We start from the raw sequence: 16,449 nt of genomic DNA on the forward strand, positions 1-16,449 counted from the left end.
AATTAGTTCCACATCGGTCTAAATTGGAGGCCTCCTTCTTACGATCAAAATAAAAGCGCACTCATTATAACATAAAAAGCGGCTGCCGCAAACCAAACCCTGCCATGAAATCGGAGGTTTGGCCGCCACTCGGCCGCTTCTTGCGACTGCGAATTATACGCCCGAGCTCGCATTAACGCCGGTTACGCTCGCCCGGAGCCGTACGAAACTGCAGCGGAATCCAGAACCGTTTGATGACGTTTCCGTTCTCTTCCGTAAAATGGGCATCCGGTACGCCGCCGTTATTGAGGATCGTTTTTGCGGAGGCGATATTCCAGCTGTCGCAGACGATCAGGGCGCTTGCGATTCCCAGACGCCGGGCTTCCTCCAGGGATAATGCGAGCAGCCGGGTCGCGTAGCCTTTTCGCCGCTCCGAGGGCCGGATCCCGTAGCCGATATGGCCGCCTCTCTGCAGCAGCCTCTCCGTCAGCCGGTGGCGGATGTTGACCGCCCCGACAATCCGCCGCCCGGCCGCGAGCCAATACGTGGAGGAAGGCACCCAGCCGGGAAGATGGTCCTCCCGTTCCTGATCGTGCAGAAATTGCACCATCGCGTCAAAATCGTCCGGTTCCCGGCTAATGACCCAGGGAACCATATCCTCGCCGCTGTCCTTCCACTCCCGGTAAAAATCCATGTAGCCGTCCCGCAGTCCGGCGGACGGCTTTACCAGCGACACGCAATCGCCTGCCATTGGAAATCCACGCTCCTTCGTATCCAAACGCTGTACGGCTCCCAGCCGCCGCCCAGGCGACTGTAACGGCAGGCAGAACGCTGCCGTTACGAGTTGCCTCGCACCGCCCGAATACACCCCGCCGTTTGACGTCAGGCGCCCGCAACCCCGGAAGAGTCAAGCGATTCGTCGCCGATCGAACGAATCAGCTCCCGAAGCGGCAGCTCGGCCATCGAGTCGAGCCGAGCGAACACGCCGGCGGGAAACGTCATTCGCCGCGTCGTCGCGTTCGGCACGATCACGCAGTGGAGCCCGGCGCGCACGGCGGCCAGCGAGCCGTTCACGGAGTCCTCGAAGGCGATCGCCTCCTGCGGCAAAATGCCGAAATCGGCAAGGACGCGCTGATACAGCTCGGGGTCCGGCTTCGCGTTTTTCACATCGTCGAAGGTGCGCATCGCATCGAAATAATGCCGCAGCCCAAGCCTCTCCAGAAACGGCTCGATCCAAATCCGGTTCGAGCTGGACGCCAGCCCGATATGCAGGCCGAGCTCTCTCGCCGTTCGCAGGTAGTCCTCGACGCCCAGTCTCGCCTGCTCGCAATCGAGCAGGCGCTGTAAATGGACGCGGAATGCCTCCCGCAGCAACTCCTTATCGAGCGCGGCTGAAGCCCGCCCGATGAGTTCTTCAAACGGATCGAACGCATCCCGGGTACCGATTCGCCCGAGAAGCACCTCCTCCGGAAACTGAGCGTTGTGCTCCTCATACATCGCCCGCCATGCATTCATTTCGCACGTTTCGGTGTCGATGATCAGACCGTCGAAATCAAAAATAACCGCTTTTATCATTTCCGTTTCCCTCCATCTCTCATATCCGTTACCGGTCACTCTTTGCGGCTCCCGCCTCCGTTACCGTTTCGCACAGCCGCTTCGCCTCTTCCGGGATGAGCGGGCTCCAGCTGCCTGCCGCAAACAGGCACAGCGAATGCATTGCCCGCGTGCAGACCGTATAGAACAGCCGCCGCTCGCTCTCCAGGCCGTAGCTGCGATCCGAAGCGTCATAGACCAGAACCGCGTCGAACTCGACGCCCTTGGCCAGATACGACGGAATGACGACGACGCCGGGCTCGAACGTATTCGTCTCGGCCTCGATGAGGCGCAAAGCCGGAATCGAGACGCGAAGCGTCTCGTATGCGGAGCGGCTTTCGCGCGCCGTCTTGCAGATGACGGCAATCGTCCGGCTGCCGCCGCTAAGCAGCCTTCGGATCCGCTCCTCGATCAGCCGGTGCAGCTCCGGCGTGTCCGCCGCGCGGGTGAGCGCCGGCTTTTCGCCGCTGCGGTTGAACGGCTCGATCCGGCTGCCGCCTTCGATCAGCAGGCTCGTAAACTCGACAATTTGCCGGGTTGAGCGGTAGCTGCGGTTCAGCATGATCGTCTCCGTTTCCTCGGGCGGATACAGCGCGGCCAGCGCGCCGAAGCCCCCGTCTCCTTCCGCCCGGTGGGCGTGAATCGACTGGTTCAGATCGCCGAGGGCGGTCACCTTGGCATGCGGAAACAGCCGCTTCAGGAAGGCGAACTGGAATGCCGTGTAATCCTGCGCTTCATCGATCAGAATATGACGGACGGACGTATTCGTCCGAAACCCGCGCACCCGCTCGATCGCGTAGAGAAACGGCGTCGCATCCTCATAAGCCATCTCGCCGCGCTCCAGGCGATCAAGCGTTCGCTTACAAATCGCCTCCCACCGCGCGGGCAGCGCTTCTTCCCCGGCGAAAGCGCGGGCGAACGAAGGATCGGCGAACAGCTTCCGGTAAACCTCCTTCAAATCGACGAAGGCAAGCCTTTTTACACGGGCGCGCAGCGGCTTCATCCGCTCCTTCGCCACATAGCGCGCCAGCAGCTCCCGCTCGCGGTCATAGTCGTCGAACGATTCCTCGTGGAAGCCGTTGTTCCGCCGCACCGTCTGATAGGCTTTTAAATACGCCTCTTTATCGAGCAGGCCGACTTCCTCGTCGACCCACGGCTCGGAAACCGCGGTTCGCTCGCGCTCCTTCAGCTGCCGCAGCAGCCACTCCGCCGTCAGCTTCATGCGACCCGGAAGCGACACGGAACGGTCGATCGAATAGAAATGCTCGGCGATTGCCGCTCCGTCCTTGATCGTTTCGTCCCGGAATTTCAGATCGCGGAACCGGAGCCCTTCGCCGCCCAAATAAGCGAGGTAGCGGTCGATCAGCGCGACGAAGGCGGCCGATGACTTGAAGCGGATCGCCTCGAGCCGGATTTCCGTTTCTTCCGATTGCGGGGCGGTTAGTGCGGCCTCGAGCTGGTCGTACGGATTCTCGAGCCGAAACGACCTGCCGAGGCGGAAAGCAAGATAGTCCTGAAACGTCGTCTGCTGCATATTTTCCTCGCCGAGCTCGGGCAGCACCGTCGACACATAGCTGCCGAACATCGGGTTCGGCGAGAAAAGGACGATCTGGTCGGCGCGCAGCGTCCCGCGGTACCGGTACAGCAAATACGCGACCCGCTGCAGCGCCGCGGACGTTTTGCCGCTCCCGGCGGCGCCCTGCACCAGCAGCAGCCGGCTGCGCTCGTTGCGGATGATCCGGTTCTGCTCGCGCTGAATCGTCGCCACGATGCTCCTCATCTGGGCGTCGGACTGCCTGCCGAGCACCTCCTGCAGCAGCTCGTCGCCGATCGTAACGCCCGTATCGAACAGGCTGACGATGCGCCCGCCGCGGATGACGAACTGGCGCTTCAGCTGCAGCTCGCCTTCGATTTCGCCCACCGGCGTCTCGTATTTGGCCGGACCCGGGGGATAATCATAGTACAGGCTCGATACCGGAGCCCGCCAGTCGTAGATCAGATAGTGCTCGTCGGTACGGTCGCGCAGGGAGGCGATGCCGAGATAGACGCATTCCGTCTCCCGTTCGCCCGCTTCGAGAAAATCGATTCGTCCGAAATAGGGCGAATGGCGCAGCTTGCCGAGCGTTATCAGCTGCTTCGCGGCTTGCCCGTGCGTCCTCTCGCGCTCGGAGAGCAGCTCCGCCTGCTGCTTCATGCTGGCGAACGTCTCGGCCGCTTCCGCCGCGTCCTCGAAGTTGACCGTCACATCCTCCCAGAAGTTCGTGCGGATCTCCACCATCTCCGACCGCACATCCGACGTTTGAAGCTCAAGATGCTTCAGACGACGGTCGATTTCGGCCGTGACCTCGTCGACGCGCCGCTGCTCCACGGCCCACTCCCGATCGGCCTCACTCATCGCTTCCATTCCTTTCCTACTGTTTTTTCGGGCAAAATCGCTCTTGACACCAGGCTCGCACTTATAGTAGAATTAAATTGGATATTTACGCAGATTTCCATTTCCCTTCTGCGTGAAGTCTATTTTTCATTTTACCGCAATGTTTGATGGTGTTCAACCGTTATTTTAATCCGCAGGAAAAAGATAACTTCATCGCGATCGGATTGAAGAACAGAAACCCGCTGATTCGCCCACGACAATATGTACCGTTATTGGATCCGAATAAATGAATCGTCCGTCCGGACCTTGCGCCGGAGCTGAAAAAGGCGGTCTGCAGCGTTTCGCTGCAGACCGCCTTTCCATTTAAACTTCTTGAATCAGCTGTTTATCCGCAACCTGCCGTTCCAGTTCGTCGGTATGACGCGCCAGGCAGTTGCAATAATAATCTTTCCGGCAGATCGGGCACGGCACCGTCAGCAAACGGTTGACGTCGATCAGCTTCCAGTCCGGATTCCGGGTATAGATCATTCTGCACTGCGTGTTGTCCGACATGGTCGCCACAAAATGATACAAGCCCGATTCTTTGCTCCGGTCCGCCAGTACAAGCTTCGTAATATTAAATTTTTGCGCCATCGCTGCACTCCCGTTAGTTAAACTTTTGCTCTCGCTATTGTATCGGGTTTCAGGATCGCTTGTCAATTATTGCGCAGGAGTGCCTTAAGCGAAGGGCGCATGCAGGCTATCGCCCGAGCCGCTCTCTCCTTACCGCCAGGAATCGAGCAGCCACTGCGCGTCGGCGTTCAGCGCCGTCTTGGCGCGTTCGGACGCCTGGCCGCTCAATGCTTCGCGATTCAGACTTTTGACGAAATCTTGCATATGCTTGCCCGCTTGATCCCGCTTACCGATATCCAGCTGCTGCTGAGCCTGCTTCAGCGCATTGGCAAGCTGCGAAGCCAGCGCCTTACCGAGCTCGCCGGATGCCTGAAACCGGGAGACGAGCTGCTGCATGGAATGGACGCTCGTGACGATGCGAAAATCGAACGTCCTGCTCAGCCGGTTTCCGGCAGCGTCCGCCAACGTCGCGACAGCCGTCGTATCGCCGAGATTCCCGGCCAAATCGATGTCGATGCCCGGCTTTGTCCGCGGATCGAGAACATAGTCCTTGCCGTTAAGCGTGATGACCGCGGACGTCAAGGATGACGTATGATCCCATACGCTAAACGTGATTTTCGTCCAGTCTTCCGCCTGTCCGCCGTTATCGATCGCCTTGCCGTCCGCCGTAAGCGAGAAAAAAGGCAGCTCCTTGCTATCCACCGTTATCCCGCTCGAAACGTTGCCGGACGCGTCCACCGACTTGATGGCAATGGAATATTCTTGCCCGATGCCGTCAGCCGGCAGCATCACCGTCTGGACGCCTCGGGCAACTTCGGCCGTGTCTCCGGCCTGCCGCCCTCCGCTGAACAGGGCGATTTGCTCTTTCTGCCCGTCGACATCGTAAGGGCCGTCCCAATACAGCCGGATGCCTTCATCCGTACGAATGACCTGCACATTCTCGACGTCTCCCGGCGGGACGTGATCCGAGACAGGCTCCGTTTGAACCGGAGGCGCCGTAAAGACAGCCGGATCGCCGAACGTGAATTTATCGAGGTTGAACAGCCAGTCGTTGCCTTTGAACAGCAGGAACACAATATGCTTGCCGGTGACGGGAGCCGTCAAGTCCGCTGCGGACACCTGGAAATTTTGCCAGCCGCCGGTTCCCGGAACATGTAGGGTCGCGATCAACGGGCCGTTTAAGCTGTCGGTCCGGACCTCGATCGTGCCGCCGCCCGTGTCGCTCGCCGCATTCACGTACATTTTGGCCGGGCTCGTGCTTCCGAAATCGATATAGTTGTACATGGCATAAGGATTATTCGGGCCGTATATGCCTGCAAGGTACGTCTGGCCGCCTCCGTTCTCCGTCCCGAAGCCGGTGCCGCCGGAGCTGTCTTCGGCCTCCAGCTTGCCGTAAGCGTCTCGCGCCTGTCCCTTCACCGTCGTGAAGCTGAACCAGTCCAGCTTGAACGGAACGTCTCCGCCGTCCGTCCCGTGAAAAACGAGATACACGTCATGGACGCCGGATGCCAGCTTATCGTCGACGGTTCCCATGATTTCCAGCCAGTCCGCCTCCCCGCCGGTCGCCGGGATGCCGATCGTCCCTGCGAGCGGTCCGTCCGGGGCATCCAGCCGGATCTCGACCCGGCCGCCCTCGCCGCCGCTTGCGGCATGAACGGTTACGCCCGGCGCCCCGGCGCCGAAGTCGATGCCTTTGTACATCGCATAAGCGCCGTCCTGAATCGATTCCAGATCTCCTTGGTCCTTGTTGACCTGGAATCCCTTCCCATCGTCATAATTGCCGGCCTTCAGCCTGGCATAGGCATCGGTTCGGGACGGGTCGGACGCCGTAAATTTGAACCAGTTTAAATTGAACAAATAGGTATCGTTCGTTTTCGTAAACACCAGGTACACGTCGTGTACCCCCGTAATTTTCGCCGGATTGCCCTGGCCGTCCTTAAACGCCGTAACGGCATCCGTAAACGTGTTCCAGCTGCCCGTCCCCTGGACGTTTACCGTTCCGGCCAGCGGACCGTCCAGCGAATCGAGCCGGATCTCGATGTTGCCCCCGCCCGTCGCGCTGGCCGCACGGGCAATAACTCCGGCGGCGCCGGCCGAGCCGAAATCGACGCTGCGGTAAACCGCATAGTAGCCGGGCTGGATACCGGCCAGCTGCAGCGTGCCTTCCGCGCTGCCCTCCAAACCGAACCCGTAGCCGACGCTGTAATTTTCCGCTTCGATTTTATCGTAAGCGCTGACCGGAGCCTGCTGCGGAGGAGCGGCATTCCCGGGCTTTAACACGGTGAGCGCTTCGACGGCTGCCGCCGCCGACCAGGAGTCGTACGTGCCGCCAAGCAGCTGTCCCGACCAGTTCCCATCGACGAGATTTTCCGCGTTTCGATTGTTCCAGGCGGTATCGGTATTATACGCAAGCCAGCTGTCAAGCTCGCCGGCGAACGCTTTGTAGGAGGGATCGGTCTCCTGGTTCAGCGCCTGCTGGAGATAAGCGAGGTTGCGCACCAAAATCGTTTTGCCGCCCTTCAGGTCGCCGTTCGGTCCCTCGTAACGAAGCAGCCCGCTGCCGTCCGTCAAGTGCGCTTTGGTGAAGGCGGCCGCTTTGACCGCGTCGTTCAGGTAGACCGGATTTCCCGTTACGCGGTAGAGGCCGACCGCGGCGCCGATGAAGGTGCCCTGGTTATAATGCGTCGCATCCGGTACGGCGCCATGTTCCTGTTCGATGCGGTCGAACACTTTGCCGTTCCCGTCCGTCAGCATCGTTTTGCCCCACCGGTAAATCTTGGAGGCGGCATCCAAATATTCGTCGTCCTTCGTAATGTCGTACAGGAAAACCGCCGCTTCGGCAGCCGGGAAGTTAATGCAGGCGTTCTTGGTCGTATGCTCGCTGTTCATCCACCAAATGCCGCCGCCGGCGAAATTATCGTCCCACTGTGTATCGTAGACAAAATGGAAATAATATTTCGCCTTGTCCAGATAGCGCTGCTCCTTCGTAATTTGATAGGCCCGCGCGCTTGCCATCGCCCACCACATGATGTCGTCGTTGAAATGGTTGTTCGTCCAATCGTCGCCGTATTTGGCAACCGTCCCGTCGAAAATGTCGTCGATCTGAGTTCTCAGCTTCGCCTTCAGCCCGTCATCCGTCGTATGGTCGTAAGCATCCATCACAAGCTCCCACAGCTCCGCTTCGATCCAGAAGCCTTGATTGTCGGAGCTGCCGGAATTCGCCCGGAAAAATTTCGCGCCCGCGTCCCAGAAAGCCGTGTTGAACGCCTTAATGGCCGTGTCCGCATCGGACGAAGCGAATGCGTGCGCCTTCGGCGCCCCGATACCGGCGAGCGACGTGAAGCTTAGTACAGCCGCCATCGGCAGCGCGAGCCACCCGGATTTTCTTATCCATCGTGTCATGAAATAAACCTCCATCGTCATCAGCATCAAAAACGGATTTCGCTTGTATAAGTCCCTATTTCCCCCGCCAGCCAATCCTGCAGCTTCAACCATCCCCCCTATCCGCGGAACCGGAATTCGGCCGGCCCTTTACTTCGCCGACTGAATAACCTTGTTGATTTTGTCCGCCATGGTGTTCAGCTGGCTGTCGTCCGCCTTGCCGCCCATGACGTTCGGCCAAGTTGCCGTAATGAACGGATAGGCTTTGCCTCCCCACGTCGTCAGGAAACGAATCGGCTGAATGTTTTTCGAATTTAAAATGTGATCGATTGCTTCGCCCAAATCGGGATGACCCGCCGTCTTCAGCGCATCGAAATAGGCGCTTGCGGACGTTTTGTACGCCGCCGGGGCGACCGGCGTCTGCGGCAGCACTTCCGCATACATGCTCGAATCCAAATATTTCAGCACCTTCCAGACGGCGTCCGGATGCTGAATCGAAGCGGGGCTGCACCAGCCGACGGCGTCGTAAATTTCCGCCTGGCTCTGCACGACCGGCTGCGGCACGAAGCCCCATTCCAAATCCTTCGGAGCGGTCCGAATCAAGTCGTCTGCCACCCATTGCCCCTGATACGTCATGCCGACCTTGCCTTCCTTAAATGAGCTCATAACGTTCGTCAGATCGTAGGTCGGCGGGTTCATATACCCGTTCTTGACGGCGTCCTTGTATCGATCCGCGCCTTCGATGAACTGCGGACTGATCGTCACCTTCGTCGGATTCGAAATCGAATCGGCGAACGGAGCGCCTCCCGCGGATACCGAATACAGCGAAACGTTGAACGGGTCCGGCGCGGCATAGTAGCCGTACTGCTGCACGCCGCCCTTCTTGCTCGACAGCTTCTGCATATCGGCGAAAAACTCGTCGTATGTCCAGCCGATTTTCGGCTCCGCCAGCCCGGCGTCCTTGAACAGCTTCTTATTGTAGAAAATGCCGTACGTATTCAGCAGGCCGGGCAGTCCGACCAGCTTGTCGCCGATATGCCAGCTGTCCAGCACGCCGGGATAAAAGCCGTTCATGAACGTCTGATCGTTCCCCGCCTGCTGCGACCAGTCGTACAGCAGCCCCTGCGCGCCGTTGTCGAGCACCATGTCGTTGCCCGTCATGAAAATGTCCGGCGCTTTCTTCGCCGCAATCATGCCGTTCAGCTTCACCCCGTAGTTGTCGAGCGGCGTCGGAATAAGCTTGACCGTAATGCCCGGATTGTCCTGCTCGAATTTTTGCATCGACGCCATGATTTTGTTGTTCATTTCCGCCGATTCCCACGTCATCAGCGTCACCTCGACCGATTGCGCTTTGCCGGAATCGGCCGGAGCGGGTGCGTTCGCATTCGAATTACCGCCGCCGCTGCCGCTGCCGCCGCATCCCACCAAAGCGCCCGCCATGGGCAAAATTACCATGAATGCGGTTACATTTTTGTATGTTCTCCTGTTCATATACAAAATCCTCCTTCGGAATCATGATTGCCGTGCCGGCGTCTTGCGTCATTTGATCGAAGCGGAGTTGATCGAGCCGAGCCCCTGCATGAAAAATTTTTGCCCGGCGAAGAACAGCAGCAGCATCGGGAGAATGTAAATCAGGTCCGCCGCCATAAACAGGTTCCAGGCCGTCGAATAGACGCCGGTGTAAGAAGCCATTGCGAGCGAGAGCGTCCATTTGCTCTGGTCGACAATATAGATCAGGGGCTCCAAATACTGGTTCCACGAGCCTTGAAAGGCGAAAATGACCATCGTAATGATGACCGGAAGCGTCATCGGCACAAGCACCTTCGTCAGCACGTAAAAATCCGAGGCGCCGTCGATTTTGGCCGCTTCGTCGAACGAAACGGGAATCGTCTTCACATATTGAACAAACAGGAACGAGAACGTCGCATTGCCGAAAAAAGCGGGCACGATGATCGGCAGCCACGAATCGTACCAGCCGATGCTCGTGAAGAGGTGGAACATCGGGATCATCCCGACGAAGCCGGGCAGCATCAGGCTGCCGACGAACAGCGAGAACCACATTTTCCGCCCCGGAAAGCTCAGCCGCCCGAGGCCGTAGCCGACCAGCACCGAGCTGACGATCTGGCCGAACGTGCACAGCACGGCGATGAAGAGCGAGTTGCCGAACGTATGCCAGAAATTGATTTCCCGTGTCCCGGTAATGAAGTTGGACCAGTGAAGCTCTCTCGGGAACCATTCGGGCGGAATTTGAAAGACGTCGTTGTCGCTTTTCAGGGCGATCGTAATCATCCACATGAGCGGAAACAGCATCGCGACGGCCCCGATGAGCAGGACGACAAAACGAATACTGTCGAGGATTGGAAACCGGCGGCGGCTGCTTTGGATCGTTTCGGTCAAGACGGCTCCCTCCATCGGCTGCGATTTGGACATTGGCGTCGTTCACCTCTTCGTTATCGGGAGTTGTCGCTTTCGTAATACACAAACCGGTTCGAGTAGCGGTAGGTCACAAGCGTAAAAATCATGATGATGCAAAACAGCACCCATACTTCCGCGATGGAGTAGCCGAACAGCTTGCCGTTGAACGCGTCGTCGTAAATTTTGAAGTTGAGCAGCGATGTGGAAAAATTCGGTCCCCCGCCGGTCAGCACCTGCACCTGGTTGAATGCCTGGAAAGCGCCGATAATTCCCAAAATAAGCTGCAGGAACAGGATCGGTGTAATCATCGGCAGCGTGATGTGCAGAAGGATCCGCCACCGGGGCGCACCGTCAACGTCGGCCGCCTCGTACATGTCCTTCGGGACCGCCTGCAGGCCGCTCAAAAAAATGATCATTCCCGCCCCGACCTGCCACAGTCCGACCAGCACGATCGACGGAAGCGCTGTCATTTCACTCGTCAGCCAGGTTCCGTCCGGAAGCCCGAGCGCCCGCAGCACGGAGTTGGCAAGGCCGTACTGCGGCTGGTAAATGAACAACCAGAGCGTCAGCGTCGCAATGGACGGCACTACCGTCGGCAGGTAAAAAATCGTGCGGAACCATTTGATGCCCGGCAGGCTCCGGTTCAGCAGCACCGCCAGAAACAGGCCGAGCACGAGCGACGACGGCACGCTCATCAGCACGAAATAGAACGTCGCCCGGATCGAAGGCCAGAATGCGGGATCAACCGTAAACATGTACTTGAAGTTGGCGAAGCCCACAAAGCGCGGCCGGTCGTACCCGCCCCATTCCGTCAGCGCATAATACATCGAGGACAGCAGCGGGTAGGCGACAAAGACGCTGAACCCGACAATGGAAGGCAGGATGAACAAATAGCCTTTGATCCACGTTCGGACCATCTTAGGTGTCCGTTTTTGTTCCAATACGGTCCCCCCTTGTTCATCGGTTGATCTTACACAAGCAAGTATATTGATATGATAATTGTATGTCAACAGAATTTTTTTATGACATTTTTCGATTAAAACTAACATAAAGTATATTATTATAACAACAAAAAACCGCCCTGGAACGGACGGTTTTTTGTATGGAGATTCGGACGACCCGGTCAGGAATCCATTCAACCGGCGTAATCGGCGAGCGAGGCGCTTACAAGCCGGGAGCGGCCGGGCATGTCCCGGTCGATTCGCCGGCTACGAGTTTCGCCTGCAGAAACAGCTTGTTCTGCGGCTTCTCCCCGCGCATCAGCGACAGCACGCTTTCCGTGGCGATCCGCCCCATTTGCTCCTGATCCTGCATCATATGCGTGAAAAAATAATGCCCGAACGGGTCCGGCGGGCTGTCGAAGCATAAAATCGACAAATCCTGCGGAATGCGCAGCGACAGCTCTTCGGCGGCCGCTTTTACGAGCAGGGCGATATGGTATTCCATCGCGAAAACGGCCGTAATGTTCCCGTGGCGCTGCAGATGCGCTTTAATCTGGGCGATGTCCTTGCCGATATACGGCTCCTTGAACGAATTGGGCAGAGTCGACGTAATGCCGCTCAGCCATATGCTTTTGTCGATCATGACGCCCCGCTCGGCGTGCGCCTGAATAAAGCCGTCCACCCGGTCCTCGACGGCCGTCGTATCGACCGGCGGAACGGTGATCAGCGCGATATGGCGGTGGCCGAGGTCAAGCAGGTGTTCGGTCGCCGCTCGCGCCGCGGATACATTGTCCGTACTGACGGAGGTTGTCGCGACGCCTTTCAGGTAGCGGTCGATCAGGACAAGCGGGAATTCCCCGATCACCAGCTTCAATATCTCGGCGTTGAAATGCTCCCCGTGCGACGGAAAAATGATCATCCCGTCGACGCCGCTGCGCAGCAGCGCGCGGATCGCTTCCTTCTCCTTCTCGTGATCGCCGAAGGAGCGGCGGAGCATCAGCAGCGCCCCGTGCTCCGTGCTTGTCCGCTCGATGCTGGAAAGCAGCCCCGTGCCGTAGCTGTCCGCGAACTCGGCCATCACAAGCCCGATCAGCGTTTGTTTCCCCTCGGGCTCGCCGTTTCGGACGGCCTCGATAGACTCATGCCGCTCCCGAGGTTCCTCCGCTGCGGGACGGGGTTCCTCGGAAACGAACGAGCCCCGCCCCTGCTTGCGCGTAATTTTTCCGTCGCTCGCCAGCATCTCCAGCGCCTTTTTGCTCGTGATGCGGCTGACGCCGTACTCCTCGGCCAGCTCCTTCTCCGAAGGAACGCGATCGCCGGCCTTAAATTTTCCCGCACGGATCGCCTCCAGCAGCGCCGTATACAGCTGTTCATACATTGGTTTTGACGAATCGTGTACGTTCAAAAGCTCCATCCATCCTTTCAAACCTGCAGAGCTGCGGCCTCGTCGATGGCTTGCTCAATCAAATAATATTATATCGTTCTCAAATTAATATATCATGTAAGGAGTTGATTTAAAAGCGTCTTTCTGCAGAGGATGCTTGAAACGCTTCCCGCCGGATCAGCCCGAAAACGTCCGTTAACGCGTCGCGCCGCTCGCCGCTCGTCATGCGGCTTATATAATCGCGGCGATTGTCGTAAAGGCGAGCCAGCGATTGTTCAAGCGTCCTCCCGTTCAGACCCGTTTCCTCCAGCACCTCGCAGTAGCCGGAGGCCTGGAACGAACGCGCGTTCAAAATTTGGTCGCCGCGGCTCTGCTCCTTCGTCAGCGGGACGAGCAGCATCGGCTTTCGCAGCGAGAGAAATTCAAAGATCGCATTGGATCCGGCGCGGGACAGCACGAGATCGGCCATCGCCAGCACGTCCGGAAGCTCCCGGTCGACATATTCGTACTGCCGGTATGACGGCGACTCCAGCTCGCGGACGGTCTGTCCCCTGCCGCACACATGCACGATGTGAAACCGTCTCGTTAGCTGCGGCAAGGCGGACCGTACCGCTTCGTTGATACTGCGCGAGCCGAGGCTGCCGCCCATGACGAGCAGCACCGGCTTTCCTGCGGAGAGCCGGCAGAACGCTCTTCCGCGCTCGGCTCGCCCCAGCTTGAGGTCCTCGCGGACGACCGCACCGACATAGCGCGCTTTCCCGCTTCCCAGCTGTCCGGCGGTTTCGGGAAACGTCGTGCAGACGACAGCCGCGAACGGAATGGCGATCCGGTTCGCCAGCCCCGGCGTCATATCGGACTCGTGAATAACGACCGGCACCCGGTTCAGCCGCGCGCCCAGCACGACGGGCACCGAGACGAAGCCGCCTTTCGAGAAGACGACGTCGGGCTTTCGTTCCCGGATGATCCGGTATGCCTGGGCAATCCCCTTGACAACCTTGAACGGGTCCTTGACGTTTTGCCAGTCCATGTACCGGCGCAGCTTGCCGGTGGAAATGGCAAAATAGCGCACGTCCGGCACCGCTTCGATCAGCCGCCGCTCGATGCCGTCCTGCGAGCCGATGTAATCGACCTGCCAGCCCTCCGCCAGAAAACGCGGAATGAGCGCCAGATTTACGGTGACGTGCCCGGCCGAGCCGCCGCCGGTGAACAAAATTTTTCTCAACGCCGCTTCACCGTCCCCGCTGCTTTGTGTACGACTGCCGCGCCGAAAATTCCGCGACGCTTTCCCCTGCTTCCCACCCTATGACCGGACGAAGCCTTTTCATGCCTGTCCGCCGCCGGTCAGCAATGCGGCGAAGCGGGCCGCGGGCGGCGGCAGCGGATCGTCCGCGCGCGTAACCAGTGCGACCGGATTAAACAGCTCGGCGCCGTCGACGCGGACACGCGCGATTTCGCCGGCCGCCGCCGCTTCCTTCGCTTCCAGCGACGATACGAAAGCCGCACCGAAGCCGGCGGCCGCCGCGCGGACCGTCTCGTGCATGCCGCTTACCTGCAGCGCCGTCCGCGGCGGGCGGACCCCCTTCACGCGGCAAAGCGAAAGCAGCTTCTCGCGGGCGGCGCTGCCGGGCTCGCGCATGACGAACGGCTCCTGCGCCATCCGCTCCAGCGGCACCGTCTGCCCGGCCAGCGGATGGCCGGCCCGGACGATAAACCAGAGCTCGTCCTCCAGCAGCAGCCGCTGGACGAGTCCGGCCGGCGGCTCCGCGCCTCCGCCGATAAAAGCGAGATCCGCTTCGTAGAGCAGCAGCGCCCGCATCGCTTCCCGGGCGTTCAGCGTCGTCAGGGCCACGAATACGCCCGGACATTCCCCGCGGTAACGGGCCAGACACTCCGGCAGCAAATAATTCGCCGGCAGCGACGTCGCCGCGATGCGCAGCGCGCCTGACTGCCCGGCGCGAAACGCGTCGAGGTCGCGTTCGATCTCGCGCTGCAGCGCGAACAGCCTTGCCGCATGCCCCGCGACCCGCTCGCCCGCCTCGGTCAGCAGCACGCCCCTTCCCTTTGGCGCAAGCAGCGGCAGCCCGAGCTCCCGCCCGAGGTTGCGAACGTGCGCCGTCACTGCCGGCTGGCTGATGCGAAGCGTCTCCGCCGCTTTCGTCACGCCGCCCTTTTCAGCGACATGGTGAAAAACGAGAAGCCCGTGCAGGTTCATCCGGCTTCCGTCCCCTCCCGCTTCCTATTCATAAGCATACATTATGCGGACTGAATTTATATGTATTGGATTTATGAGTCGTCCACGTTTATTGTAAGGAGCACAGCCGGCTGACGCAAGCGAACAAAGGGAAATTTTCTGAAAAGCGAGGTGAAAGGCCGCGGTTCCGGCATTCCGCTCCGTAACGATGGGGGATATGGAAGCGGACGGCGGCCTGACGAAATGAAGGCAGTATGCATCGAGTGCGGCAAAGAGACGGCGCTCTCTCCGATGCGGTATGCATGCGGATGCGGAGGGCCGCTGGACGTCAAGCAGCCGTTCGCCGGGCTGGATCCCGAGCGGCTGAAACGCGTGTTCCGGGAGCGCAGGGCGCACCGGACCGGCATATATGCGAGCGGTGTATGGCGCTATAAGGAGCTGATCGCACCGGAGCTGCCCGAAAGCGCCGTCGTGACGAAGAACGAAGGCAATACAGGGTTGTACGAGCGGGAGCCGGCGACCGCCTATGCCGGCGTCCGGCGGCTCATGTTCAAGGCGCAGAGCGAGAATCCGAGCGGTTCGTTCAAGGACAACGGCATGACCGCAGCCGTCTCGCACGGCATCTCGCTCGGGTACGAGCGCTTCGCCTGCGCGTCGACCGGCAATACATCCGCTTCACTGGCTATGTATGCGGCGTTCGCCGGCAAACAATCGATTGTGCTCGTCCCGAAGAGAGACGTCTCGGACAACAAAGTGCTGCAGACGCTTGCCGCCGGGGCGGACATTCGCACGTTCGACGGCACCTATGACGACGGCCTGCGCTATCTTGAAACGCATGCGGAGGAGCAGGAGCTCTATCTATGCAATTCCGTCAACCCGCTGCGCATCGAAGGTCAGAAAAGCATCGTATTCGAGCTCGCCGAGCAGCTGAATTGGAGGCTCCCCGACTGGATTGTTGTGCCGGGCGGCGCACTCGGCAACGCAGCCGCGCTCGGTAAAGGCCTGCGGGAGCTGCACGCGCTCGGCTTCATTGACAAGCTCCCGCAGCTTGCAGTCGTGCAGGCAGAAGGAGCCGCTCCGTTCCACCGGCTGATGAACGGCCGGGACGGCAGCGGTGCAACAGCCGGCGGCGAACGGATGCTCCACCCCGAACCCCGGCCGCATACGCGCGCCACGGCGCTCAAGATCGGTCATCCGCCGAGCTGGCGCAAAGCAGCCGCGATGCTTGAGCTGACCGGCGGTACGACGGCCGCCGTCGGCGACGACGAGATTCTGGATGCGAAAGCGTGCATCGACCGCTGCGGCATCGGCTGCGAGCCGGCTTCCGCCGCCGCGCTCGCCGGGCTCAGGCAGCTGGTACGCTCCGGCGCCGTCCATCCCGAACAGACGGCCGCCTGCATCCTGACCGGCCATCTGCTGAAGGATACCGACGCGATCCGGGAGTATCATCTGGAGGGGCGCATCGGAAGCAGCCAGCTTCGCAGCCGGCTGACGCATCTCGGGAAGTTGTAAGACCGGCTATTCGGCGGCGTTTGCCCGCCAGGCTCTGGAGTCTGGCCAAGAAGAAACGGCTGACGTC

12 protein-coding genes are annotated in these 16,449 nt (G+C 59.8%); 1 reads left to right on the plus strand and 11 read right to left on the minus strand.

Translation table 11 applies throughout. From position 1 onward, the window contains the following. Positions 1 to 172: 172 nt before the first annotated feature. From PD282_RS14800 to PD282_RS14850, 11 genes are all read right to left on the minus strand, one after another. Positions 173 to 730 (minus strand): GNAT family N-acetyltransferase, encoded by a 558-nt coding sequence (locus tag PD282_RS14800; protein ID WP_274651430.1) that lies wholly within the window; start codon positions 728 to 730, stop codon positions 173 to 175. 131 nt (positions 731 to 861) lie between these two features. Continuing rightward, positions 862 to 1,554, minus strand: coding sequence for an HAD family hydrolase (locus tag PD282_RS14805; protein WP_274651431.1), 693 nt, complete (start codon positions 1,552 to 1,554; stop codon positions 862 to 864). Between the two features lie 28 nt (positions 1,555 to 1,582). Then, a complete protein-coding gene (helD, locus tag PD282_RS14810) occupies positions 1,583 to 3,967 on the minus strand; it encodes an RNA polymerase recycling motor HelD (RefSeq protein ID WP_274651432.1) in 2,385 nt (794 codons plus the stop codon). Positions 3,968 to 4,309: 342 nt separating this feature from the next. Then, positions 4,310 to 4,579 carry a hypothetical protein gene (locus tag PD282_RS14815; RefSeq protein ID WP_274651433.1) on the minus strand — a complete coding sequence of 90 codons (270 nt, stop codon included), beginning with the start codon at positions 4,577 to 4,579 and terminating at the stop codon, positions 4,310 to 4,312. A gap of 129 nt (positions 4,580 to 4,708) precedes the next feature. Next, on the minus strand, positions 4,709 to 7,960 hold the full coding sequence (locus PD282_RS14820) for a carbohydrate-binding protein (RefSeq protein ID WP_274651434.1): 3,252 nt from the start codon (positions 7,958 to 7,960) through the stop codon (positions 4,709 to 4,711). A 129-nt stretch (positions 7,961 to 8,089) separates the two neighbouring features. Continuing rightward, positions 8,090 to 9,430, minus strand: a complete 1,341-nt coding sequence (locus PD282_RS14825; protein WP_274651435.1) for an ABC transporter substrate-binding protein — start codon at positions 9,428 to 9,430, stop codon at positions 8,090 to 8,092. 48 nt (positions 9,431 to 9,478) lie between these two features. Then, the gene (locus PD282_RS14830; RefSeq protein WP_274651436.1) at positions 9,479 to 10,369 is read right to left on the minus strand and encodes a carbohydrate ABC transporter permease; all 891 of its coding nucleotides are present in this window, start codon (positions 10,367 to 10,369) and stop codon (positions 9,479 to 9,481) included. 20 nt (positions 10,370 to 10,389) lie between these two features. Further along, a complete protein-coding gene (locus PD282_RS14835) occupies positions 10,390 to 11,295 on the minus strand; it encodes a carbohydrate ABC transporter permease (RefSeq protein ID WP_274651437.1) in 906 nt (301 codons plus the stop codon). A 223-nt stretch (positions 11,296 to 11,518) separates the two neighbouring features. Beyond that, positions 11,519 to 12,709: a GntR family transcriptional regulator gene (locus PD282_RS14840; protein ID WP_274651438.1), complete on the minus strand. Its 1,191-nt coding sequence runs from the start codon at positions 12,707 to 12,709 to the stop codon at positions 11,519 to 11,521. Between the two features lie 100 nt (positions 12,710 to 12,809). Beyond that, positions 12,810 to 13,901 (minus strand): undecaprenyldiphospho-muramoylpentapeptide beta-N-acetylglucosaminyltransferase, encoded by a 1,092-nt coding sequence (locus PD282_RS14845; protein WP_274651439.1) that lies wholly within the window; start codon positions 13,899 to 13,901, stop codon positions 12,810 to 12,812. A gap of 99 nt (positions 13,902 to 14,000) precedes the next feature. Then, a complete protein-coding gene (locus PD282_RS14850; protein WP_274651440.1) occupies positions 14,001 to 14,891 on the minus strand; it encodes a LysR substrate-binding domain-containing protein in 891 nt (296 codons plus the stop codon). A 222-nt stretch (positions 14,892 to 15,113) separates the two neighbouring features. Between PD282_RS14850 and thrC the strand changes: the two genes are divergently transcribed. Further along, positions 15,114 to 16,382, plus strand: coding sequence for a threonine synthase (gene thrC, locus PD282_RS14855; RefSeq protein WP_274651441.1), 1,269 nt, complete (start codon positions 15,114 to 15,116; stop codon positions 16,380 to 16,382). Positions 16,383 to 16,449 lie beyond the last annotated feature (67 nt).

The sequence above is a fragment of the Paenibacillus humicola genome (assembly GCF_028826105.1).
Classification (GTDB): domain Bacteria; phylum Bacillota; class Bacilli; order Paenibacillales; family Paenibacillaceae; genus Paenibacillus_Z; species Paenibacillus_Z humicola.

Excerpts from the sequence above, each read along its gene's own strand:
- PD282_RS14800 (WP_274651430.1), bottom strand. The coding sequence starts at position 730 with ATGGCAGGCGATTGCGTGTCGCTGGTAAAGCCGTCCGCCGGACTGCGG.
- PD282_RS14805 (WP_274651431.1), bottom strand. The coding sequence starts at position 1,554 with ATGATAAAAGCGGTTATTTTTGATTTCGACGGTCTGATCATCGACACC.
- helD (WP_274651432.1), bottom strand. The coding sequence starts at position 3,967 with ATGAGTGAGGCCGATCGGGAGTGGGCCGTGGAGCAGCGGCGCGTCGAC.
- PD282_RS14815 (WP_274651433.1), bottom strand. The coding sequence starts at position 4,579 with ATGGCGCAAAAATTTAATATTACGAAGCTTGTACTGGCGGACCGGAGC.
- PD282_RS14820 (WP_274651434.1), bottom strand. The coding sequence starts at position 7,960 with ATGACACGATGGATAAGAAAATCCGGGTGGCTCGCGCTGCCGATGGCG.
- PD282_RS14825 (WP_274651435.1), bottom strand. The coding sequence starts at position 9,430 with ATGAACAGGAGAACATACAAAAATGTAACCGCATTCATGGTAATTTTG.
- PD282_RS14830 (WP_274651436.1), bottom strand. The coding sequence starts at position 10,369 with ATGTCCAAATCGCAGCCGATGGAGGGAGCCGTCTTGACCGAAACGATC.
- PD282_RS14840 (WP_274651438.1), bottom strand. The coding sequence starts at position 12,709 with ATGGAGCTTTTGAACGTACACGATTCGTCAAAACCAATGTATGAACAG.
- PD282_RS14850 (WP_274651440.1), bottom strand. The coding sequence starts at position 14,891 with ATGAACCTGCACGGGCTTCTCGTTTTTCACCATGTCGCTGAAAAGGGC.
- thrC (WP_274651441.1), top strand. The coding sequence starts at position 15,114 with ATGAAGGCAGTATGCATCGAGTGCGGCAAAGAGACGGCGCTCTCTCCG.